This window comes from Pseudoxanthomonas sangjuensis, assembly GCF_010211755.1.
Taxonomy (GTDB): Bacteria; Pseudomonadota; Gammaproteobacteria; order Xanthomonadales; family Xanthomonadaceae; genus Pseudoxanthomonas_A; species Pseudoxanthomonas_A sangjuensis.
On record NZ_PDWR01000001.1, the window covers coordinates 14,643 to 36,456 of the forward strand.

Genomic DNA, 21,814 nt, shown 5'->3' on the forward strand with positions numbered 1-21,814 from the left:
GGTGTCGTGCTGTTTGGTTTGACGAGGTGCAGTTCTAGTCGATGAACTGCAGCCGTGCCAGTTCCGCGTACAGGCCGCCCTGCGCGATCAGTTCGGCATGGGTGCCCTGGGCGACGATCCGTCCGCGGTCCATCACCACGATGCGGTCGGCCTTCAGCACGGTGGCCAGGCGGTGGGCGATGACCAGCGTGGTGCGGCCCTGCATCAGCCGTTCCAGTGCGTGCTGCACCGCGCGCTCGCTCTGTGCGTCGAGCGCGGAAGTCGCCTCGTCCAGCAGCAGGATCGGTGCGTCCTTCAGCAGCGCGCGGGCGATCGCGATGCGCTGCTGCTGGCCGCCGGACAGGCGCGCGCCGCGTTCGCCGAGCTGCTCGTCGTAGCCGTTGGGCAGGGCCATGATGAAATCGTGCGCCTCCGCGGCGCGCGCGGAGGCCTCGACTTCGGCATCGCTGGCGTCGAGCCGGCCGTAGCGGATGTTGTCGCGCGCGCTGGCGGCGAAGATCGTCGGCGCCTGCGGCACCAGCGCGATGGCTTCGCGCAGGGCGTGCGGATCGAGCGTGCGCACGTCGGTGCCATCGATCGCGACCATGCCGGTCTCGGGGTCGTGGAAGCGCAGCAGCAGCGAGAACACCGTGCTCTTGCCGGCGCCGGACGGACCGACCAGGGCGACGGTTTCGCCAGGCGCGACCTGCAGGTCGAAACCTTCCAGTGCGGCGGTGTCGCGGCGCGACGGGTAGTGGAAGGTGATGCCGTCCAGTTCCAGTTCGCCGCGCAGCGGACGCGGCAGTGCCCGCGGCTGTTCCGGCGCGGCGATGCCGACGCTTTCGTCCAGCAATTCGGCGATCCGGCCCATGCCGCCGGCCGCCTTCTGCAGTTCGTTCCAGACTTCGGCCAGCGCGGCCACCGAACCGCCGCCGAACAGCGCATACAGCACGAACTGGATCAGCGTGCCGGCGGTCATGCGGTGCGCGACGACATCGTGCGCGCCGATCCACAGCACCAGGGTGATCGCGCCGAAGAACAGGACGATCGTGCTGCCGGTCATCAATGCCTGCGCGCCGATGCGGCGCCGCGCGGCGCGCACAGTATTGGCCACCGCGTCGGCGAATCGGCCGCGTTCGTAGCCCTCGCGCGCATGCGCCTGCACCGTGCGCACCGCGCCGAGGGTTTCGGTCGCCAGCGCGTTGGCGTCGGCCACGCGGTCCTGGCTGGCGCGGGAGATGCCGCGGATGCGCCGCGAACCCAGCACCACCGGCAGCACCGCCAGCGGGATGCCCAGCAACGCCCATGCCGCCAGCCGCGGGCTGGTCACGAACAGCATGGCCAATGCGCCGATCGCGGTGATGCCGCTGCGCAGGGCGATGGACATCACGCTGCCGACGACGTTGCGGATCAGCTCGACGTCGGCGGTCAGGCGCGACACCAGGTCGCCGCTGCGGTTGCGCTCGTGGAAATCCACGTCGAGGCCGATCAGGTGGCCGTACAGGCGGTTGCGCAGGTCGGCGACCACGCGCTCGCCCAGCAACGACACGAAGAAGAAGCGCGCGGCCGTGCCGATGGCCAGCACCACGGCAACGCCGAACAGCAGCAGGAACGCGCGGTCGATCCCGCCGGCGCCGCCGCTGCGGAAGCCTTCGTCGATCATCGTCCTGAACGCGACCGGCAGGCTCAGCGAAGCCGTCGACGATACGCCGAGCGCCGCCAGCCAGCCGACGAACAGGCCCAGGTGCCGGCGCACGAACGGCCACAGCGCGTGCAGGCTGCCGAGGTTGGCCTTGGGCTTGGCGGGGTCGGGGTTCGCGGACATCAGGCACCGGCTTCGGCGAAACGTACCCGGTCACGGGTGGCGTCGCGCAGGTGGGTTTTCAAGGCGTCGACGCGGTCGGCGGGCAGGCGCAGGCGCAGCCGGGCGCCGTTTTCGTCGAAGTCTTCGGACAACTTTTCCGCCGAAAACGCCGCCAGCGCCGCATGCACGCTGCCGAGTTCGCCGAAGGGGGCGGCGAGGGCGACCTCGCGCATTTCGATCAGGGCGCGCCGCTGCGCGGTACGCAGGCATTCGGCCGCGGCGCCGCCGTAGGCGCGGACCAGGCCGCCGGCGCCGAGCTTGATGCCGCCGAACCAGCGCGTGACCACCACGACCACCTGGTCGTAGCCCTGGCCATCGATCGCGGCGAGGATCGGCCGCCCCGCGGTGCCGGCCGGTTCGTTGTCGTCGCTGGAGCGGTATTCGGCGCCGATCCGGTAGGCCCAGCAGTTGTGCGTGGCGTCCGGATCGCCGACTTCGTCGACGAAGGCCAGCGCCGCCTCCGGCGATGTCGCCGGCGCGGCGCGGGCGATGAAGCGGCTGTGCTTGACCTCGAGGGTCAATGTCGCCGGTGCGGCGAGGGTGTCGGTCATTCTTCCAGCAGTTCGCGCAGTTCCGGCGGCAGTTCGGCCCGCGGGTATTTTCCGACGAACAGGCGCAGGCTTGCGCGCGCGCCGTCGACGTCGTCCTGTTCCAGGCGCCGTTGGATGCGCTTGAGCCACTTGCGTTTGGACAGCTTCGCGTCCTTTTCGACCGGGATGCCGGCGAGTGCGCCGGCCCTGGGGCCGGTGACCACGACCTGGTCCAGCGACGCGGAGTCTTCGCCGGCAGCGGGTGGTGGCGGTACCGGTGCCGGCGCCGAGGCTGGCGGGGCGTATTCGCGCGACGGCAGGATCGGGGCGGCGCGCCGCTGGCGCTCGGCATTCGCCTGCGCCTCGTACGCCTCGGCTTCGCGCTTGCCGGCGGCGCGTTGCATGGCAACGGGCGGCTCCGGGGCGAAGGCGGGTTCGGCCGGCGCTGCGATTTCCGCCCCTGCGGCCGCATCGGCCATTGGCGCAGGTTCGGCCAAGGGCGCGACGGGCAGCGGCTTGGGCGTGGGAGCCACGGCGGCGCGCTCGGGCGCCGATGGAACGACATCGGCCGGCGGCGGCATTGCCTTCAAGGGCGGCGGCGGGCTTGCCGGCTGGGCGGGCACGACTTCGATTTGCGCGATGCGCGCTTCGCTTGCCGCGGGCGCATCGCTCATCGCAGGCATCGCCGCTTCATGCGTCGGCCGCAATTGCCAGGCGATGCCGACCGCGAGCAGCGCCGATGCGGCCACGCCGGTATACAGCGGCCAGCGCGGGCGCCGCCTGCGCGGCATGCCGGCGACCGCGGAATGCGCGGCGGCGAGGATCTTCGCGTCCAGTGCCGGCGACGGTTCGCCGTGCGGGCCGAGGCGCGCGATCCGCGCGGCCAGTTCGCGTTCTTCCGGGGTCAGCGGTTCGGGCGGGCGCATGTTCATTCGTTCAACCTCGCGCGCAGCTTGTCCATCGCGTAGCGCAGCCGCGCCTTCACCGTTTCCCGGCCCACGCCGGCGATCTCGCCGATTCCCTCCAGCGTCAGCTCCTGTTCCAGCCGCAACAGCAGCACCTCGCGTTGTTCTTCCGGCAATTCGTCCAGCGCCAGCTGCAGGCGGCGGCGCTGCTCGAATTCCGACAACTGCCGGTCCGGCGTGTCGGGGTCGGGGACGCGCGCGGCGCGCTCGTCGGCGTCTTCCGGTGCCGGCGGGCGGTGCTTCGCGGCGCGCCAGTGGTCGGCCAGGCGGTTGTGGGCGATGCGGAACAGCCAGGTCGAGAACGCTGCCTCCGGTTTCCAGCCTGCGCGCGCTGCGATGACCCGCTGCCACACGTCCTGGAAGAACTCGTCGGCCAGCGCCGGGTCGCGCAGCTGGCGCAGCAGGAAGCGGTACAGGCGGCCGCGGTGGCGCGCGTACAGCGGCGCGAACGCAGCCGCGTCGCCGGCGGCCCAAGCCGCCATCAATGCCTCGTCGGGGGCTTCCGCGGCGTCGTTCACGGCCGCCAGCGTAAGCTGTTCCGTCCCCGGACGGGAAGCCGGCCAGGTCGCCAGATGCGCGTCCCGGCGCGAGGACGGCGGCATTTCATCGGGCAAATTGTGACCGGTGGTCGGGTAAACCGTCGCGATATGCATGAAAACTGATAACGTTCGTCGGGAGCGGCTGGGGTTCCGGGGAGCCCGCGATGCCGGCCTGCAGGCCGATCGCGCCCGTCTCGACCAGCACGCGTAGGGGAAGCCGCCTGAATGCCAGGCAAGTTCATTACCGCAGTTGATCCGCCGTCCGACCTGTCCGTTTCGTGCAGCGAACGGATCGCCGCCGCCCTGCAGGGCCTGTTGCCGGAGGATGGCGCGGTCGCGGCGTGCTGGCGCGACCGGATCCTCGGCCCCGGCGGCGTCGCGGTGCCGGACCATGCGGCGGAACTGCACGAGCGGGCCGAGCGGGCGCTGGTCGAGGCCTCGGCCGGGCGCGGCGAGGGCGGGCCGCTGCTGTCGGCCTGGAACACCGCCGACGGCAACGCGCGGGTGGCGGTGGCGGTATCGCTGCCGTCGGCGGGCGGGGCGGAGCGGCGCACCTGGTTGAAGCAGGCGCAGTCCCTGGTGGCGGCCGAACTCGACCTGGCGCGCGCGCGGCTGCGGATCGCCGCGCTGGAGAAATCCAAGCGCCTGCAGCAGGCGCTGTACGAGATCGCCGACCTCGCCGGCGCCGATCTGGAAATGACCGAGATGCTGCGCCGCGTGCACGCGGTGGTCGGCACGCTGATGTACGCGGAGAACTGCTACATCGTGCTGTACGACAACACGCGCGACACGCTGCGCTTCCTGTATTTCGCCGACAAGCTGGATCCGTACGTCGCCGACCCGGACTGCGAATTCAGCGAAGAGGAAATGCCCAACAGCCTGACCTTCGCGCTGTTGCGCCACGGCCAGCCGATGCGCGGCCCGTCCGCGGAGGTGCGCGAGTCGCTGGGCATCGTCCGCGACCTCCGCCACGGCCCCGACAGCCTCGACTGGCTCGGCGTGCCGATGCGCCGCGGCGACCTGGTCCTCGGGGCGGTCGTGGTGCAGAACTACGACACCCCGGCCAGCTACGACGACGAGGACCGCGCGCTGCTGAGCTACGTGGCCCAGCACATCCTGACCGCGGTGGAACGGCGGCAGACGCACCTGGACATGGAGCGCCACATCGACGAGCGCACCCACGAACTGCAGCGCGCCAACAGCGAACTGCACGCGGAGATCCTCGAGCGCAAGCGCGCCGAGAAACTGCAGCTGGCGCTGTTCCGGATCACCGAGCTGGCGATGAACTCGGAGAGCCTGCAGCGTTTCTACGCCGACGTGCACGCGGTGGTCGACGACCTGATCCACGCGCGAAATTTCTTCATTGCGTTGCTGTCGGACGACGGGGAAACCCTGGAATTCCCGTACTACACCGACCAGAACGAACCGCAGCCGCGTTCGCGCAGGCGCGGCAGGGGCCTGACCGAATACGTCATCGACACCGAGCGGCCGCTGCTGGCCGACCGCGCCAGGCTCGACGCGCTGTCGGCGCAGGACGTGCTGCACGAACGCGGCCCGCGTTCGTACAGCTGGCTGGGCGTGCCGCTGTCCAGCGACGGCCACGTGTTCGGCGCGGTGGCGGTGCAGAGCTACACGCCGGAGATCAGCTTCACCCCGTACGACCAGAACCTGCTGACCTTCGTCGCCCACCACATCGGCAACGGCCTGGCCCGGCAGCGCGCGCAGGAGCGGCTGCGCGCGGCGCACGCGGAACTGGAGCAGCGGGTCGCGGAACGCACCCGCGAGCTGGCCGAGGCCAACGCCAACCTGATGACGCAGATCGGCGAGCGCCTGCGCGCCGAGCAGCGCCTGATCCACCAGGCCACCCACGACGACCTGACCGGGCTGCCGAACCGCGCGCACCTGCTCGAGCGCCTGGCCGCCGCGGTCGAGCGCGCGCGCGAAGACCCCGGCGAGGCGTTCGCCGTGCTGTTCCTCGATCTGGACCGCTTCAAGCTGGTCAACGACAGCATCGGCCACGCCGCCGGCGACGAGATGCTGGTCGAGGTCGCGCGGCGCATCACCGACGAGGCCGGGCCGGACGACGTGGTCGCGCGGCTGGGCGGCGACGAGTTCGCGGTGCTGGTCCGGCGCGCGGGCGACGGGCTGGCGGCGGCGCGCACCCTCGCGGAGCGGCTGCTGGCCGCGCTGGGCAGGCCGGTGTGGGTGGCCGGTCGCGAACTGTTCCCGTCGACCAGCATCGGCATTGCCGCGTGGCATCCGCGCTACCGCAGCGGCGAGGAACTGCTGCGCGATGCCGACGCGGCGATGTACCGCGCCAAGTCGCACGGCCGCGACCGCTGCGAACTGTTCGACGAGGCGATGCGCGAGGCGGTGATCCGCGCGCTGGACCTGGACGCGGACCTGCGCCGCGCGATCAACAACCGCGACTTCGTGCCGCACTACCAGCCGATCGTGCGCCTGCGCGACGGCCGCGTGGTCGGCCACGAAGCGCTGCTGCGCTGGCGCCACGAGGGCCGCGGCCTGCTGTCGCCCAACGAATTCATCGGCCTCGGCGAGGAAAGCGGCCTGATCGAGCAGGTCGACTGGCTGGTGTACGAACAGGTCGCGCAGCGCATCGCGCGCGGCGGGCAGGGCTATGTCTCGGTGAACGTGTCGCCGCGGCACTTCCATTCGCCGGATTTCGTCGACCGCCTGCTGGCGATGTTCGACGCGGCCGGCGCCGATCCGTCGCGCCTGCGCCTGGAAATCACCGAGGTCGCGCTGCTCGACGACGCGCCGCGCACGCTGCGCAGCCTGAATACCTTGCGCCAGCACGGGGCGCTGGCCTTCCTCGACGACTTCGGCACCGGCTTCTCGGCGCTGTCGTACCTGCACCGCTTCCCGATCTCGGTGCTGAAGATCGACCGCAGCTTCGTCGCCGGCATCGGCGACGCGGAGCGGCCGGAAAGCCTGGCGCTGGTGCGCGCGATCGTGGCGCTGGCGAACACGCTGGAGATCGAAACCGTGGCCGAGGGCGTGGAGACGCCGTTGCAACTGCAGGCGCTGCGCGAGCTGGGCTGCACCTATGCGCAGGGCTACCTGCTGGGGCGCCCGTCCGCCGAGATGAGCGCGGCCGATGCCGGGATCGCCGTGAGCGCCTGACCATCGCCCGGCATCGGCCGGCTCCGTGCGGGCCGGACCGATGCATCGGCGCGAACGGTTTCTTCTTTCGCGACAGGCTCTACTCCTCCGCGGCGATGGCGGGCGCGGCCTTGTCCCGCACGACGAGGCTGCGCGCCCGCGCGACCAGTTCGACGAATTCGCCGCGCTGGCCGAAGCGGTCGGCGCCGCGCGCGTCGCGTGCCAGTGCGGCGACTTCGTCCCAGCCCCAGCCGTCGATGTGGGTACCGCCGCGCAGCAGGTCGGCGTACGCCGCGACCGCGCTGGCGAAACGGAACGACTCGCTCGGCCGCGCGACCAGCGCATCGCGGCGAACCGGCGTTTCGATCAGCCGGCTGGCGTCGGCGCCGGGCAGTTTGTAGCGCAGGCGCAGGTGCGCCAGTTCGCCCGGGTGCGCGTCGGCGGCCGGCGCGGCGCTGCCGTAACGCAACGGCGGCAGGCGCTGCGCGGAAGAGCCGACCGGGACGATCTCGTACATCGCGGTGACCTCGTGGCCGGCGCCGATGTCGCCGGCATCGACCTTGTCGTTGGCGAAGTCCTCGCGCGCCAGCAGCCGGTTTTCGTAGCCGACCAGGCGGTATTCGGCCACTTCCGCCGGGTTGAATTCGACCTGGATCTTCACGTCGCGGGCGATGGTCAGCAGGGTCGACTGCATTTCCTCGACCAGTACCTTGCGCGCTTCGTCCGGCGTGTCGATGTAGGCGTGGTTGCCGTCGCCGACGTCGGCCAGACGCTCGGCCAGCGCGTCGTTGTAGTTGCCCTGGCCGAAACCCAGCGTGGTCAGGGCGATGCCGGACTTGCGCTGGTCGGCGACCAGGGGTTCCAGCGCGTTCTGGTCGATGGTGCCGACGTTGAAGTCGCCATCGGTGGCGAGGATCACCCGGTTGACGCCATCCTTCACGAAGGCCTGCTTCGCCATCGCGTAGGCCAGGCGGATGCCGTCGCCGCCATTGGTGCTGCCGCCGGCCTCGAGGCGGTCGAGCGCAGCGAGGATGTCGCCGCGGTTCGCGCCGGAAGTCGGTGGCAGTACCAGCCCGGCCGAACCCGCGTACACCACCATCGACACGCGGTCCTGCGGGCGCAGCTGCTTGGCCAGCTGGCGCAGCGATTCCTTCACCAGCGGCAGCTTGTCCGGCGAGTTCATCGAGCCCGAGGTATCGATCAGGAACACCAGGTTGGCCGGCGGCAGGATCGCCTTCGGCACGTCGTAGCCCTTGATGCCGATCATCAGCAGCTGCCGCTGCGCATTCCACGGCGCGGCCGCCAGTTCGGTGGTCACGCGGAACGGGGTTCCGCGGTCGGCCGGCGCCGGATGGCCGTAGCGGAAATAGTTGAGGAATTCCTCGGCGCGCACCGCGTCGGCCGGCGGGCGCACGCCTCCGCGCAGCATCCGCCGCACGTTGCTGTAGCTGCCGGTGTCGACGTCGATCGAGAAGGTGGACACCGGCTGCTCGCTGGCGCGGTGCACCGGATTGTCGTCGTGGCCGGCGTATTTCTCGGTGTTGGCGGGCTGGGTGTAGTAATCCGCGGGCGCGGCGGCGTAGGCGAGCATCTTTGCCGGTGCGGGCGGCGGCGCGAGCTGCGCCATGCGCTTTTCCGCGGCCCGCACGCGCGTGCCGGTCACGATGACAGAGTCGAGAGCGGCTTCCTGCGCCCGCTCTTCCGCGGCGGCGGCTTCCTGGCGTGCGGCGGGATTGGACTGGCAGGCGGCGAGCAGGGCGACGGCGAGCAGGGTGGCGCGGTGGCGGCGTTGCATGGCGGTTCTCCCGTGGTGGACGGGAGGTTCAACGCACGGGCGGCCGGGGCGGGGTTAACGCCGGCCGATCATTTTTCGACGCGCAAGTCGAGGTCGCCGTCGGAGAGCCGGGCGCGCAGTCGTTCGCCGCCTTCGACCTGCGCCACCGAGCGCACCACCGTGCCGTCGGCCTGGCAGAGGATGCTGTAGCCGCGCGCCACCGTGGCCAGCGGGCTGACCGCTTCCAGCGAGCGCGCCAGCCCGCGCAGTTTCAGCGCGTCGCCCTGCAACTGCCGGGCGATGGCCGCCTGCGCGCGCGGACCGAGCGCGAGCAGGCGCTCGCGCAGGATCGCCAGCCGGCGCTGCGGCTGGGTGGCGCGCAGCACCGCCGCGGCGTGGCGAAGCTGTGCGCGGTGCCGGTCGAGCCGCGCCTGCCACAGTGCATCGAGCCGGCGCCGCGCTTCTTCCTGCCGGCGCTGCAACAGCAGCAGCCGCGCTTGCGGCCGCAACGCCTGCAGCCGCAGCGAGGCGCGGTCGGCGCGCTGCATGGCGTTGCGCAGCCGGTGCGTTTGCAGCGTGGCCAGCCTTCGCTGCAGCGTTTGCAGGCGCGCGGCCAGGTCGCGGCGATCCGGGACCAGCAACTCCGCCGCGGCCGATGGCGTCGGCGCACGCAGGTCGGCGGCGAAATCGGCGAGGGTGAAGTCGGTTTCGTGGCCGACCGCCGAGACGACCGGCGTCGGCGATGCGGCGATCGCGCGGGCCAGCGCCTCGTCGTTGAACGCCCACAGGTCTTCCAGCGAACCGCCGCCGCGCGCCAGCAGCACCACGTCGTAGCGTCCGCTGGCCGCCGCGCGCTTCAGCAGCGAAACGATCTGCGCCGCGGCGGCGTCGCCCTGCACCAGGCTGGGCAGCACGTCGACTTCGAGCAACGGGAAACGCCGCGACAGCACGCTGAGCACGTCGCGCACCGCCGCGCCGGTCGGCGAGGTGATGACCGCGAGGCGGCGTACGTGCGCGGGCAGGGGGCGCTTGCGTCCCGGGTCGAACAGGCCCTCGGCGGCCAGCCTGGCCTTCAGTTGCTCGAAGGCGCGGCGCAGCGCGCCTTCGCCGGCTTCCTCCATGTGGTCGAGCACCAGCTGGTAATCGCCGCGCGCCTCGTACAGGGTCAGGCGGCCGCGCGCGAGCACGCGCAGCCCCTCGCGCGGCTGGAACTTCAGCCAGGTGCTCTTCGGCTTGAACATCGCGCAGCGGACCTGCGCGCGCTCGTCCTTCAGGGTGAAGTACAGGTGCCCGGAGGCGGGGCGAGTGACGTTGCCCAGCTCGCCCTCGACCCAGACCAGCGGGAAGGCGTCTTCCAGCAGGTTGCGGGCCAGCGTGTTCAGCTGGCTGGGGGTCAGGATGTCGCGTTCGGGGGCGTCGAGCATGTCCGGCATTGTAGAGCGGGGCCTGCACCGCTGCTTTCCGCGTCGTCGCGGGGCCGCAAGGGCAGCGGGGCAAGCCCCGCTCTACAATAGGCGGATGAAGAACATCGAAGCCCGTCCCGCCGTTCCCGCGCCGCGCCGCGTGACCCATGCCGTGGACATCGGCGGCGTCATCGTCGGCGGCGACCGCCCGGTCGTCGTGCAGTCGATGACCAATACCGATACCGCCGATGTCGCCTCCAGCGCGAAGCAGGTCGCCGAACTGTGGCGCGCCGGCTCGGAACTGGTGCGGCTGACCGTCAACAATCCGGAAGCGGCCGCGGCGATCCCGCGCATCCGCGAGAAGCTGGACATGATGGGCGTCGACGTGCCGCTGATCGGCGACTTCCACTACAACGGCCACCAGTTGCTGGAGCGCGAGCCGGCCTGCGCCGAGGCGCTGGCCAAATACCGGATCAACCCCGGCAACGTCGGTTTCGGCAAGAAGAAGGACGTGCAGTTCGCACAGCTGATCGAGTTCGCGATCCGATACGGGAAGCCGGTCCGCATCGGCGCGAACTGGGGCTCGCTGGACCAGGCTCTGGCCGCGCAGCTGATGGACGAGAACTCGCGGCTGCCCGAGCCGCACGACGCCGCGCAGGTGCTGCGCGAGGCGCTGATCCGTTCGGCGCTGGATTCGGCCGAGCGCGCGGTCGAACTGGGCCTGCCGCGCGAGCGCATCGTGCTGTCGGCCAAGGTCAGCGGCGTGCAGGAGCTGATCGCGGTCTACCGCGACCTGTCCAGGCGCAGCCAGTTCGCGCTGCACCTCGGCCTGACCGAAGCCGGCATCGGCAGCAAGGGCATCGTCGCCTCCAGCGCGGCGCTGGCGGTGCTGCTGCAGGAAGGCATCGGCGACACCATCCGCATCTCGCTGACGCCGGAGCCGGGCGCGTCGCGCACGCAGGAAGTCGTCGTCGCGCAGGAATTGCTGCAGACCACCGGCCTGCGTGCGTTCACGCCGATGGTGACGGCGTGCCCCGGCTGCGGCCGCACCACGTCGGAGTTCTTCCAGGAACTGGCCAAGGTGGTGCAGAACCACGTGCGCGCGAAGATGCCGGAGTGGAAGTACAGCCATCCGGGCGCGGAGAACATGACCCTGGCGGTGATGGGCTGCGTGGTCAACGGCCCCGGCGAATCGCGCCACGCCAACATCGGCATCTCGCTGCCCGGCACCGGCGAAGCGCCGGCCGCGCCGGTGTTCGTCGACGGCGAGAAGACGGTGACGCTGCGCGGCGAGAACATCGCGCAGGAGTTCATCGCGCTGGTCGACGACTACGTCGAGAAGAAGTACGCCGCGAAGGCGTGAACCCCCGGCTCATCCCTCTCCCGCAAGGGGAGGGGGAAAAGCGTTACGGCTTGCCGCCCGGCAGGTATTCCGCCGGCAGCGACAGCTTCGGGTTCTCCGCTTCCCACATCAGCGACACCACCCACCAGCGCTTGCCGTCGTGCATCAGCTGGATGCTGTTGATGCCGCGCATGACGTGGCCGTCCGCGTCCAGCTTGCCTTCGTAGGTGCTGAACACGTGGGCGATGTGGCCGAAGCGTTCGGTGCGGCGCGCCAGTTCGCGTTCGTGGAAGCCCTTTTCGACCAGCAACGGGCCGGAGCTCGCGATGTAGTCGCTGACCTGCAGCAGGCGCATGCCGGCGCTGTCGTCGGGGCGCACGCCGACCGGCATCATCCGCCCGGTGGGGACGAACAGCGAGCGCAGGCGGTTCCAGTCGCGCGCCTGCCCGGCCGGGCCGGAAATCACGTCGTACAGCGCGGCGACGATCGCATCGAGGCTGGCCACGTCCTTGTCCGCGGCGGCCGGTACGTTGAAGTTCACCGGTTGCGCGGGCGGCGTGGCGGGAGCCTGGGCAAGGGCCGGTGTGGCGAGTGCGAGCAGCAGCAATGGCAGGGCGAGGCGCATGGGCGTGATCCGCGGGAAGAAGGCGAATCAATAGCACCGGCCGGAACGCGGCACCCGTGCCGGAATGCACGGGAATGCCCCCGGCGCGTCCACTGTCCGCCGAGCTTGGCCTATGCCACCCGCGCCGGGTGGTTTTCGATCAGCTCGGCGAACAGGTCGAACAGCCGCGGGTCGTGCTTGCTGCCGCGCTCTTCCCGCAGGATGCCCATGATCTGCGCATGGGGGCGCTTGCGCTGGTGCGGCCGTTCATCGGCCATCGCGTCGTAGCTGTCGGCCAGCCGGATCAGCCGCGACAGCAGCGGGATGCGCTCGCCGGACAGGCCGTCGGGATAACCGCTGCCGTCGAAGGCCTCGTGGTGGCCGCGGATGGCCTGGGAAATGACCCCGGCGTCGGCCAGGCCGGTCATCCGGAAGATGCGCTCGCCCTGCTCGGAGTGGGCGCACATCACTTCCCATTCCCGGGTGTCCAGCCGGCCCTGCTTGAGCAGCACGCTGTCGGGCACGCCGATCTTGCCGATGTCATGGAAGCGCGCCGCGAAATGCAGTTGCCGCAACTCCGTCTTCTGCAGCCCGCAGGCCCTGCCCAGGTCGCGGGTCAGCCCGCAGACCCGGTCGGAGTGTTGCTGGGTCGGCCAATCGCGCTCGCGCAAGGCCGCGACCAGCGCGTCGGTGGGATCGGGGACTTGGAAGAGGTCCTGGCTCAACGCTGTTCGCGGGCTACGGCGTGGAATCGGTCGCGGGATTCCGCTGGTGCGGCGCGGCGATTCTAGGGAGTCGGCCGCAAAAAGTCACATTTGGGCCGCGGTTCGCTTACTCGCCCGGCTTGGCCGCCGTGGTCGGTTCGCTGGAAGCCGCCTTGCGCGCCAGCAGCGCTTCGCGGTGGGCGATGTAGGCGTTCGCGCCGAGGATGATGCCGGCGCCGATCACGGTCCAGCGGTCGACGGATTCGCCGAACAGCCACCAGCCGAACGTCGCGACCAGCGGCAGTTGCATGAAGCTGATCGGCTGCAGCGCCGAGACCTCGCCCAGCCGCAGCGCGCGCGTCCACAGCACCTGCCCGGCGGTGCCGAGCAGGCCGGTCAGCGCCAGCCACAGCCATTCGATGCCGTGCGGCCAGGTCCACTGGAACAGCGCCGGGACCAGCGACAGCGGCACCCAGAACAGATAGGTGAAATAGACCACCGTGTCCGGCGGGTCCAGCCGCGCCAGCTGCTTGATCTGGATCGCGACCAGCGCGCTGAGCAGCGCCGCCAGCACCGCGACCAGCATGCCCGCGTTGAAGTCGCTGCCCGGGCGCAGCACCACCAGCACGCCGACGAAACCGGCCAGCACCGCCAGCCAGCGGCGCACGCGCACCTTCTCGCCCAGCCACAGCGCCGCGGCGATGGTGACGAACAGCGGCGTCGAATACGCCAGCGAGATCGCCTGCGAGATCGGCAGGTGGCCGATCGCCCAGAAGCCGCACAGCATCGACGCCAGGCCGATCACGGTGCGCACCACGTAGCGTTTCAGGTGCCGGGTGCGCGGCAGCGGTTCGCCGCGGCGCAGGACCAGCGGTAGCACGGCGAGCAGGCCGAAGAAGTTGCGGAAGAAGGCGATTTCGGTGGTCGCGGTCGTCGCCGAGGCCAGGCGGATCGCGACCGCCATCAGGCCGAAGGCCATGGTGCTGGCCAGCATCAGCAGCGCGGCCTGGACGTGCGGGTGGCGGTGGGTCTGGCTCACCATGTGGCGCCGATGATGCGCGGCTCCGGTTCGATCTCCACGCCGAAGCGTTCGCGCACCGATGCGGCGATGCGCCGCGCCAGCGCCAGCAGCTGCGCGCCGGTCGCATCGCCGTGGTTGACCAGCACCAGCGCGTGCGCGGCCGACACCCCGGCGTCGCCTTCGCGATGGCCCTTCCAGCCGCAGGCCTCGATCAGCCATGCGGCGGAAAGCTTGCGCAGGCCGTCGTCGCCGATGCCGAACACCGGGATCTTCGCATGCTCGTGCCGCAGCGCCTCGGCCTGCGCGACCGGCACGATCGGGTTCTTGAAGAAGCTGCCGGCGTTGCCGATGCGTTTCGGGTCGGGCAGTTTGCTCTGGCGGATGCGGATGATCGCGTTCGACACGTCGCGCGCGGTCGGTTCGGCCACGCCCGCCGCCGCCAGCTCCTCGGCGATGCCGGAATAGCCGGTCTTCAGGGCGTGCTTGCGCGGCAGCAGGAATTCGACGGCGACGATGACGTAGCGGTCGGGCTCGCGCTTGAACACGCTGTCGCGGTAGCCGAAGGCGCAGTCGGCGCGGGCGATGCGGACGAATTCGCCGCGCCTGCGGTCCCAGGCCTCGACCACGTCGATGAACTCGCCGACCTCGACGCCGTAGGCGCCGATGTTCTGGATCGGCGATGCGCCGACGTTGCCGGGGATCAGCGACAGGTTCTCCAGCCCGGCGAAGCCCTGGCCCAGCGACCACAGCACGAAGTCGTGCCATGGCAGGCCGGCTTCGACGCGAACCCGCGCGACCTCGCCGTCTTCGAGGATGGTGGCCTTGCGCATGCCGAACGCCAGCGCGACGCCGTCGTGGTCGCCGGCGAACAGCAGGTTGCTGCCACCGCCCAGCGGCAGCAGCGGCGCGTCGCGCCATCCGGGCTGCGCCAGCGCGTCGGGCAGGGCGGCCGCGTCGTCGACCTGCAGCAGCCAGCGCGCTTTCGCGGCGATGCCGAAGGTGTTGCGTTCGCGCAATGGGGCGTCGGGCGTCGCGCGCCAGGCGGCTGGGCTCATACCGGCGACACCATGCCGCTGCGGAAATCGCGGCGGCGGCGGATCGCCTCGACGCATTCGTGGACCAGCTCGGGGCCGCGGTAGACCAGCCCGGTATAGGTCTGCACCAGCACCGCGCCGGCGGCCATCTTCGCCACCGCATCGGCGCCGGACAGGATGCCGCCGACGCCGACCAGCGGGATGGTCTCGGGCAGGCGCGTGCGCAGGCGGCGCAGCACGTAGGTCGATTTGTCCAGCAGCGGCGCGCCGGACAGGCCGCCAGCTTCCTCCGCGTGGCGCAGGCCTTCCACGCCGACCCGCGAGGTCGTGGTGTTGGTGGCGATGACGCCATCGACGCCGAGGTCGCCGAGCACGCGCGCGGCGGCGTCGATGTCGTCGTCGGACAGGTCGGGCGCGATCTTCACCAGCATCGGCACGCGCTTGCCGTGCCGCGCGCCGAGCTTCTCCTGCGCTTCGCGCAACTGGCCGACCAGCCGGCGCAGCGCCTGTTCCTCCTGCAGCTCGCGCAGGCCGGCGGTGTTGGGCGAGGAGATGTTGACGGCCACGTAGTCGGCCAGCGCGTACACGCGCTCCAGGCACAGCAGGTAATCGCCGGCCGCATCGTCGTTCGGCGTGTCCTTGTTCTTGCCGATGTTGATGCCGAGCAGGCCGCCGCCGTGGCGCTGCGCGCGCTCGACGTTGCGCACCAACGCGTCGACGCCGTCGTTGTTGAAGCCCATGCGGTTGATCACCGCCTGCCGGTGCGGCAGGCGGAACATGCGCGGCTTCGGGTTGCCGGGCTGCGGCCGCGGCGTGATCGTGCCGATTTCGACGAAACCGAAGCCCAGCGCCAGCAGCGCGTCGACGTGCGCGCCGTTCTTGTCGAGGCCGGCGGCCAGCCCGACCGGGTTCGGGAAGCTCAGGCCGAAGGCCTTGGTCGGCAGCGGATCGGGCGTTTCCGCCAGCAGCGGGGCGGCGCCGCTGCGCCAGGCGGCTTCGAGCCCGCGCAGGGCCAGCCCGTGCGCCCGCTCGGCGTCGAGGCAAAACAGCAAGGGGCGGGCGAATCGGTACATGGGGCCTACGATGACAGTTCCCCGGCGAAAATGCGCGTGTCGTAGTCGAAATCGACGAAGCCGCCGCGCTCGGTCGCGTCGAACAGCTCGCGCAGCGCCGCCAGCATCGGTTCGTGGCGCGGATGCCCGGCCTGCGGCGCGTACGACGACGACAGCAGCCGCCCGCGCAGCGATTCGAAATCCAGGCGCTGCGAATGCGGGAAACGGGCCATGCCGCGCAGCCCGGCGCCGAACCAGCGGCGCATGTGTTCGTCGTCGCCGTAGCGCTCCGACACGCTGGAATAGTCCAGGCCGTAGTCGTTGAGGAGGCGTTCGTAGCCCTCGAGGAACGGCGTGCCGACGAGCTTGCGCGAGTTCCAGTACACCGCGACCAGTCCGCCCGGGCGCAGGATGCGCCGCCATTCCGGCTTCACCGCCTGCTGGTCGAACCAGTGGAAGGCCTGCGCGGCGGAAACCAGGTCGACGCCGGCGTCGGCCAGCTTCGTCGCCTCGGCGCTGCCGTCGACGGCGGAGAACTTCGCGTTCCCGCCCAGCCATTCCACCGCCGCCGCGCGCATCGCCGCGTTCGGCTCGACCGCGACCACCTCGTGGCCGGCATCGAGGAACGTCTTCGACGAAATGCCGGTGCCGGCGCCGATGTCGGCGACGCGCGCGCCGGCCGCCACGCCCATCTCGCCGTGCAGCCACGGCAGCAGCGCCGCCGGGTAGTCCGGGCGGTAGCGCACGTAGTCGGCGACGCGGCTGCTGAAGCGTTCCGTCGGTGAGAGGCTCATCGGGCCGGGCTCATCGTTGCGTCGGGCGCCGGCTCAGAGGTCGAACTTGATGCCCTGCGCCAGCGGCAGCGCGTCGGAATAGTTGATCGTGTTGGTCTGCCGGCGCATGTACGCCTTCCACGCGTCCGAACCCGATTCGCGGCCGCCGCCGGTGTCCTTCTCGCCGCCGAACGCGCCGCCGATCTCCGCGCCGCTGGTGCCGATGTTGACGTTGGCGATGCCGCAGTCGCTGCCGGCCGCGGACAGGAACGCCTCGGCCGCCTTCAGGTTGGTGGTGAAGATCGAGGACGACAGGCCCTGCGGCACCGCGTTCTGCATTTCGATCGCTTCTTCCAGCGTCTTGTACTTCATCACGTACAGGATCGGGGCGAAGGTCTCGTGCTGGACGATGGCGTCGGAATTCTTCAGGCCGGAAACGATCGTCGGCAGCACGAAGTTGCCGGGGCGGTCGGTCAGCGCCGCGCCGCCGGTCTCGATCTTGCCGCCGGCGGCCTTGGCCTTCTCGATCGAATCGAGGAACTGCGCCACCGCGGCCTTGCTGTTCAGCGGCCCCATCAGGTTGGCCGGGTCGAGCGGATCGCCGATCTTGGTTTCGACCTGCTTGTACGCCTTGACCAGCGTTTCCAGCACGTTGCCGTAGATCGATTCGTGCACGATCAGCCGGCGCGTGGTGGTGCAGCGCTGGCCGGCGGTGCCGACCGCGCCGAACACGATGCCGGGGATGGCCAGCTTCAGGTCGGCGGTTTCGTCGAGGATGATCGCGTTGTTGCCGCCCAGTTCCAGCAGGCTGCGGCCCATGCGCCGGGCGACGCGCTCGCCGACGGTGCGGCCGACCTGGGTGGAGCCGGTGAAGCTGATCAGCGGGATGCGCCGGTCGTCGACGAAAGCCTGCGCCAGCTCGGTGCCGGCGTCGTTGATCAGGAAGAAGATGTCGGGGAAGCCGCCTTCCTTCAGCGCCTGGTTGCAGATCTTCGTCGCGGCGATCGCGGTCAGCGGGGTCTTGTTCGACGGCTTCCAGATGCAGACGTCGCCGCAGATCGCGGCGAGGAACGAGTTCCACGCCCACACCGCGACCGGGAAGTTGAACGCGCTGATGATGCCGACCAGGCCGATCGGGTGCCACTGCTCGTACATGCGGTGGCCGGGGCGCTCGCTGTGCATGGTGTAGCCGTACAGCATGCGGCTCTGGCCCAGCGCGAAGTCGGCGATGTCGATCATTTCCTGCACTTCGCCGTCGCCTTCGGGCTTGCTCTTGCCCATTTCCAGCGCGACCAGCGAACCGAGCAGGTCCTTGTTCCTGCGCAGCGCTTCGCCGCACAGGCGCACCGCCTCGCCGCGCTTCGGCGCCGGCACGCTGCGCCAGACCTTGAACGCGGCCTGCGCGCGTTCGATCACGATTTCGTAATCGGCCGTGCTGCTGGCGTGGACTTGGGCGATGACCTCGTTGGTGGTCGGGTTGACCGACTGCAGCAGGCCGGCGTCGCTGGTCTGCGACCATTCGCCGTTGCCGAGGTAGGTGCCGGAATTCGAAGCGGCAAGGCCGAGGGCCTTGAGCAGGTCTGCGGACATCGGGACTCCAGGGGTGTGTTCCGGTGGGCGGCCGGGCCGTCGCGGGGGGAAGCGGGCCGGCGAGAAGGTCCGCGAATTTTAGCAGAAGCCGCCGGCCGGCTTCCTCGCGACGGCTGCCGCTCAGCGTGACGAGGCCCTTCGTGGCCGGTGGCAATGGAATTCGCCGATGCAGGCGCTCACCGTGCCGGATGCCTTCGCACGCTCCCAATCTTCGCGGGTGAAGCGCAGGGCTTGGCGCGGGCAGCCGCGCAACTGCGCTTCCAGCTTGGCCATGCGCAGGAAGTCGAGGTAATGCGCGGTTTCCTCGGCCAGCGTCATCCACGCGGCTTCGTCGGGGCCGGGCGTGCCGGCCAGGACGCGCAACAGCTGCCAGCGCACCGCCTGCGGGCAGCGCCAGGCGCGGTCGCCGAGCAGCAGGCGGACCAGGCGCAGGCGATCGTCTTCGCCGCCCGTGGCCGCGAGGGACACCATGAAGGAGGCAGGCATCGGCTTTCTCCGGCAGGGGGGGGGGACGGCGCCGGCCTGCCGCCGTCCGTGGCGGCGGGTCGGCGGGTCGCGGCGCATCAATGCACGCGGACCATCGGCGGCTCGGCCGGGGCGTAGCTGCCGCGGAACACCCGCCGCCGCTGTTCGCGCAGGCGCGCTTCGGTCTCGCGGCATTGCAGCCATTCGGTGCGGCCAAAGCGGAAGGAACCGGGGGCGACGCCGCGCAGTTGCGCCTCGATCCCGCGCAGGCGGCGGAAGTCCAGGTAGCAGGTGACCTCGGCCGACAGCCGCGGCCACGCCGCTTCGACCACGATGGCGTCGTCCAGGTGGCCGACGCCGGGGATCCAGCCCGGGATCAGGCCGTCGTCGCGGTGCAGATAGTCCAGCACCGAGTGCGCCGGTTGCAGCGCGTCGTTGGCCGGGTCCCAGGCCGGGTCGGCCAGCATCTGCTCCAGCGACGCGGCCTGCCGCAGGCGCTGCGCGATGCAGTCGGGGACCGCTTGTCCGGCCGGGCTAAGTTCGCGGGCGGCGGTGGCGATCTGGTCCGGCTCCAGCGGCTGTTCGTGGCCCAGGCTGGCCAGCAGGTGGTTGAAGCGCTCCAGTTCCAGCGAGCCCAGGCGGAAGGGGCCGACCTGGCGGCGACGCCCCGGGACCTGGAACGGACGGCTGGCCAGGCTGGATGGCAGGGGCGCGGTATTTTCTGCGTTTGCGTACATGACGGTTCTCCGGTTTGGTTGGGTTGGGCACCGGTCTTCCGGCGCATGGCCAGATTCGGACCGGGCGCGGGGAACGTCATGAGGCTCGGGCGAGCCTTCGATCCGGCTTCGCGCTGGTTCGTGAGGTTTCCATGAGGTTTGCCGAAAAGGGCTCCGGCGATGGCCAGTGGGGCGGAGGTTCGGCAGGGGGCGGAACGGTACCGTTTCGACGGTGTCGTGGTGGACGCGGCTGCCCACACGCTGGTCCGCGACGGCGGCATCCAGCAGGTCGAACCGAAGGCCTTCGCGGTGTTGCTGGAACTGCTGCGCCCCCCCGGCGAGTTGATCGACCGCGACCGCCTGCTCGACGCGGTCTGGGGCCACCGCCACGTCACCCCCGGCGTGCTGACCCGGGCCATCGCCCAGCTGCGCACCGCACTCAACGACAACGCCCTGCACCCGCGCTACATCCAGACCCAGCACGCGCTGGGCTACCGCTTCGTCGGCACGCTGGAGGAGGAACCGGAGGCGGTGCCGGCGGAATCCGCGCCCGACGCATCCGTTGAAGGCGAACCCTACCGGCCGATGCCGCATGCCGGCACCGAACGCCGTTTGGAGCCGCGTTACCAAGCCGGGTTGTGGCTGCTCGCAGCGCTGCTGCTGGCGCTGGCCTTGGCCTGGGGTGCCCGGCAGCATCGCGGTGCGCCGGCGCTCGCGGTCTCGCCGTCGATCGCGGTGCTGCCGTTCACCACGCTCAGCGACGACCGCCGCGACGACTATTTCGCCGAAGGCCTGGCCACGGAAATGCACAGCGCGCTGGCCGGCGTGCGCGGGATCAAGGTCGCCGCGTGGCTGCCGCCGGAGGCCATCGATCGCAAGCTGGACATGCAGGCGCTGGGCCGCAAGCTCGGCGTGGCCACGGTGCTCGACGCCACCGTGCGCCGCGAGGGCCAGCGCTTCCGCATCAGCGCGCGGCTGTCCGACACCGGCAACGGGGTCACGTTGTGGAGCCGCACCTACGAGCGCGACGCGGCGGCGATCTTCGATACCCAGAGCGAGATCGCCAGCGAAGTGGCGACGACTTTGGTCGGGGTGTTGCCGGACGCGGGCGAGGGCCTGCGCAAGCGGCTGACGCCAACGCGTAATTTCGCGGCGTTCGATGCGTACCTGCTGGGCATGTGGCAATTGATGAAACCCAGGAGCGAAGTTGCCGAAGGCGAAGCTATCGCCAGTTTCAATAATGCATTGGCGCAAGATGCCAAATTCGCGCGGGCCCAGGCGGGTATTTGCCGGGGGCATATCTGGCAGTTCATCGCCGCGCGCAGCGTTGATGCGCTGAATAGGGCCACGCAGGCTTGTGATCGTGCAAGGCAGATGGATCCGAGAATCGGTGCTGTGCAATTAGCGTTGGGCGACTTGTACGCGGCGACTGGGGAAACCCAAAAGGCACTGATGCATTATCGCGCCGCGGAAAACGATGCGTCGGAAAAGGCAAACGCATTGGTTGGCGAAGCGAAAGCGCATGCATCCACCGGCAATCCGGAATTGGCGATGCGCCTGTTTACGCAGGCGCTGGAACTCAGCCCAGGCAATCCGCTGATTTTAGGCAGGCTGGGGTATATGCAGTACCAGGCCGGTGCGGTGCAGGAGGGAATCACCTCGCTTGCCAAGGCGGTTGATCTGGATCCCGGCAATGCGCGCCTGTGGAGTACATACGGGGGCATGCTGATGGCGTCCGGGCGCAACGCTGACGCGATTCACGCGTTCGAGAAGTCGATGTCGATAGAGCCACTGGAGCACGTCATTGGCAACTTGGGGCTGCTGAAATACGAAGAGGGCAATTATCGAGAGGCCGCCGATCTGCATCGCAAGTCGATCGCGTTGGATTCGGATAATTTCGAGTTATGGGGCAACTTGGCGGATGCGCTGGCTGAACTGCCTGATGGCGCGGCGCAAGCACGCGATGCTTATTCCAAGGCTGCCGGCATGGCCGAGTCGTTCCTGGCGCACAAGTCAGACGACGCCATGGCCTACAGCCTGCTGGCTTGGTATCGCGCGAATCTGGGAGACGCGGCCGGGGCGCGCGAGTCGATCAGACGTGCAGAGGCATTGCCGGTCGGGCAGGACGAAGTGGCACTGCGCAACGCCGGGACCTTCGCTGTAATCGGCGACATCCCGCAGGCGCGTCTGCGATTGCAGCGCGCGCGTGCTGCCGGGATACCGGAAGCGCGCATTGCCGGTGACAAGGCGCTGCAGCGCGCTGGCCTGGCGAACTCGGCTGGCGTGCGGCGCGACTGACTCTTTTCTGCGCCATCCCGGCGCGGTGTCGAGGAGAA

18 protein-coding genes are annotated in these 21,814 nt (G+C 70.3%); 3 read left to right on the plus strand and 15 right to left on the minus strand.

Annotation, left to right across the window (positions count from 1 at the left end):
- Positions 1-34 precede the first annotated feature (34 nt).
- The 4 genes from CSC71_RS00085 to CSC71_RS00100 are packed head-to-tail and all read right to left on the minus strand — an operon-like array spanning position 35 to position 3,856.
- Positions 35-1,804, minus strand: a complete 1,770-nt coding sequence (locus CSC71_RS00085; protein ID WP_162372304.1) for an ABC transporter transmembrane domain-containing protein — start codon at positions 1,802-1,804, stop codon at positions 35-37.
- Complete coding sequence (locus tag CSC71_RS00090) at positions 1,804-2,394, minus strand: IMPACT family protein (RefSeq protein ID WP_162372305.1); 591 nt, start codon at positions 2,392-2,394, stop codon at positions 1,804-1,806. The genes CSC71_RS00085 and CSC71_RS00090 overlap by 1 nt, the downstream gene beginning before the upstream one ends.
- A complete protein-coding gene (locus tag CSC71_RS00095; RefSeq protein WP_162372306.1) occupies positions 2,391-3,299 on the minus strand; it encodes a hypothetical protein in 909 nt (302 codons plus the stop codon). The genes CSC71_RS00090 and CSC71_RS00095 overlap by 4 nt, the downstream gene beginning before the upstream one ends.
- 2 nt (positions 3,300-3,301) lie before the next feature.
- Positions 3,302-3,856, minus strand: a complete 555-nt coding sequence (locus tag CSC71_RS00100) for an RNA polymerase sigma factor (protein ID WP_281351903.1) — start codon at positions 3,854-3,856, stop codon at positions 3,302-3,304.
- Between the two features lie 246 nt (positions 3,857-4,102).
- On the opposite strand from CSC71_RS00100, the gene CSC71_RS00105 reads away from it, so the two are divergent.
- A complete protein-coding gene (locus tag CSC71_RS00105) occupies positions 4,103-7,021 on the plus strand; it encodes an EAL domain-containing protein (protein ID WP_162372308.1) in 2,919 nt (972 codons plus the stop codon).
- A gap of 79 nt (positions 7,022-7,100) precedes the next feature.
- Here the strand turns inward: CSC71_RS00105 and CSC71_RS00110 are convergent, their stop codons facing one another.
- Together CSC71_RS00110 and xseA are read right to left on the minus strand one after the other, a co-directional pair.
- Entirely contained in the window at positions 7,101-8,795 is a 1,695-nt protein-coding gene (locus CSC71_RS00110; protein WP_162372309.1) for a vWA domain-containing protein, read from the minus strand.
- 68 nt (positions 8,796-8,863) lie between these two features.
- Positions 8,864-10,198 carry an exodeoxyribonuclease VII large subunit gene (xseA, locus tag CSC71_RS00115; protein ID WP_162372310.1) on the minus strand — a complete coding sequence of 445 codons (1,335 nt, stop codon included), beginning with the start codon at positions 10,196-10,198 and terminating at the stop codon, positions 8,864-8,866.
- Positions 10,199-10,292: 94 nt separating this feature from the next.
- On the opposite strand from xseA, the gene ispG reads away from it, so the two are divergent.
- Positions 10,293-11,540: a flavodoxin-dependent (E)-4-hydroxy-3-methylbut-2-enyl-diphosphate synthase gene (gene ispG, locus CSC71_RS00120; RefSeq protein WP_162372311.1), complete on the plus strand. Its 1,248-nt coding sequence runs from the start codon at positions 10,293-10,295 to the stop codon at positions 11,538-11,540.
- A 43-nt stretch (positions 11,541-11,583) separates the two neighbouring features.
- Here the strand turns inward: ispG and CSC71_RS00125 are convergent, their stop codons facing one another.
- The 9 genes from CSC71_RS00125 to CSC71_RS00165 all read right to left on the minus strand — a co-directional run bounded on the left by CSC71_RS00125 (position 11,584) and on the right by CSC71_RS00165 (position 19,499).
- Complete coding sequence (locus CSC71_RS00125) at positions 11,584-12,144, minus strand: hypothetical protein (protein WP_211367796.1); 561 nt, start codon at positions 12,142-12,144, stop codon at positions 11,584-11,586.
- A 110-nt stretch (positions 12,145-12,254) separates the two neighbouring features.
- Entirely contained in the window at positions 12,255-12,848 is a 594-nt protein-coding gene (locus CSC71_RS00130) for an HD-GYP domain-containing protein (protein ID WP_162372312.1), read from the minus strand.
- A 106-nt stretch (positions 12,849-12,954) separates the two neighbouring features.
- Entirely contained in the window at positions 12,955-13,821 is an 867-nt protein-coding gene (locus tag CSC71_RS00135; RefSeq protein WP_162372476.1) for a DMT family transporter, read from the minus strand.
- Between the two features lie 41 nt (positions 13,822-13,862).
- Positions 13,863-14,903 carry a UDP-N-acetylmuramate dehydrogenase gene (murB, locus tag CSC71_RS00140; protein WP_162372313.1) on the minus strand — a complete coding sequence of 347 codons (1,041 nt, stop codon included), beginning with the start codon at positions 14,901-14,903 and terminating at the stop codon, positions 13,863-13,865.
- A complete protein-coding gene (locus CSC71_RS00145; protein WP_162372314.1) occupies positions 14,900-15,955 on the minus strand; it encodes a quinone-dependent dihydroorotate dehydrogenase in 1,056 nt (351 codons plus the stop codon). The genes murB and CSC71_RS00145 overlap by 4 nt, the downstream gene beginning before the upstream one ends.
- Before the next feature lie 5 nt (positions 15,956-15,960).
- Positions 15,961-16,728 carry a class I SAM-dependent methyltransferase gene (locus tag CSC71_RS00150; protein WP_162372315.1) on the minus strand — a complete coding sequence of 256 codons (768 nt, stop codon included), beginning with the start codon at positions 16,726-16,728 and terminating at the stop codon, positions 15,961-15,963.
- 33 nt (positions 16,729-16,761) lie between these two features.
- Complete coding sequence (gene amaB, locus CSC71_RS00155) at positions 16,762-18,297, minus strand: L-piperidine-6-carboxylate dehydrogenase (protein ID WP_162372316.1); 1,536 nt, start codon at positions 18,295-18,297, stop codon at positions 16,762-16,764.
- A 120-nt stretch (positions 18,298-18,417) separates the two neighbouring features.
- Positions 18,418-18,783 carry a hypothetical protein gene (locus CSC71_RS00160; protein WP_162372317.1) on the minus strand — a complete coding sequence of 122 codons (366 nt, stop codon included), beginning with the start codon at positions 18,781-18,783 and terminating at the stop codon, positions 18,418-18,420.
- Positions 18,784-18,860: 77 nt separating this feature from the next.
- Positions 18,861-19,499: a YkvA family protein gene (locus tag CSC71_RS00165; RefSeq protein ID WP_162372318.1), complete on the minus strand. Its 639-nt coding sequence runs from the start codon at positions 19,497-19,499 to the stop codon at positions 18,861-18,863.
- 159 nt (positions 19,500-19,658) lie between these two features.
- Between CSC71_RS00165 and CSC71_RS00170 the strand changes: the two genes are divergently transcribed.
- Positions 19,659-21,776, plus strand: coding sequence for a tetratricopeptide repeat protein (locus tag CSC71_RS00170; RefSeq protein ID WP_211367798.1), 2,118 nt, complete (start codon positions 19,659-19,661; stop codon positions 21,774-21,776).
- The last annotated feature ends 38 nt before the right edge of the window (positions 21,777-21,814 follow it).

Coding starts and splice junctions, on each gene's coding strand:
- CSC71_RS00085 (WP_162372304.1), bottom strand. CDS start 1,804: ATGTCCGCGAACCCCGACCCCGCCAAGCCCAAGGCCAACCTCGGCAGC.
- CSC71_RS00090 (WP_162372305.1), bottom strand. CDS start 2,394: ATGACCGACACCCTCGCCGCACCGGCGACATTGACCCTCGAGGTCAAG.
- CSC71_RS00095 (WP_162372306.1), bottom strand. CDS start 3,299: ATGCGCCCGCCCGAACCGCTGACCCCGGAAGAACGCGAACTGGCCGCG.
- CSC71_RS00105 (WP_162372308.1), top strand. CDS start 4,103: ATGCCAGGCAAGTTCATTACCGCAGTTGATCCGCCGTCCGACCTGTCC.
- CSC71_RS00110 (WP_162372309.1), bottom strand. CDS start 8,795: ATGCAACGCCGCCACCGCGCCACCCTGCTCGCCGTCGCCCTGCTCGCC.
- xseA (WP_162372310.1), bottom strand. CDS start 10,198: ATGCTCGACGCCCCCGAACGCGACATCCTGACCCCCAGCCAGCTGAAC.
- ispG (WP_162372311.1), top strand. CDS start 10,293: ATGAAGAACATCGAAGCCCGTCCCGCCGTTCCCGCGCCGCGCCGCGTG.
- CSC71_RS00125 (WP_211367796.1), bottom strand. CDS start 12,144: ATGCGCCTCGCCCTGCCATTGCTGCTGCTCGCACTCGCCACACCGGCC.
- CSC71_RS00135 (WP_162372476.1), bottom strand. CDS start 13,821: ATGCTGGCCAGCACCATGGCCTTCGGCCTGATGGCGGTCGCGATCCGC.
- murB (WP_162372313.1), bottom strand. CDS start 14,903: ATGAGCCCAGCCGCCTGGCGCGCGACGCCCGACGCCCCATTGCGCGAA.
- CSC71_RS00145 (WP_162372314.1), bottom strand. CDS start 15,955: ATGTACCGATTCGCCCGCCCCTTGCTGTTTTGCCTCGACGCCGAGCGG.
- CSC71_RS00150 (WP_162372315.1), bottom strand. CDS start 16,728: ATGAGCCTCTCACCGACGGAACGCTTCAGCAGCCGCGTCGCCGACTAC.
- amaB (WP_162372316.1), bottom strand. CDS start 18,297: ATGTCCGCAGACCTGCTCAAGGCCCTCGGCCTTGCCGCTTCGAATTCC.
- CSC71_RS00160 (WP_162372317.1), bottom strand. CDS start 18,783: ATGCCTGCCTCCTTCATGGTGTCCCTCGCGGCCACGGGCGGCGAAGAC.
- CSC71_RS00165 (WP_162372318.1), bottom strand. CDS start 19,499: ATGTACGCAAACGCAGAAAATACCGCGCCCCTGCCATCCAGCCTGGCC.
- CSC71_RS00170 (WP_211367798.1), top strand. CDS start 19,659: ATGGCCAGTGGGGCGGAGGTTCGGCAGGGGGCGGAACGGTACCGTTTC.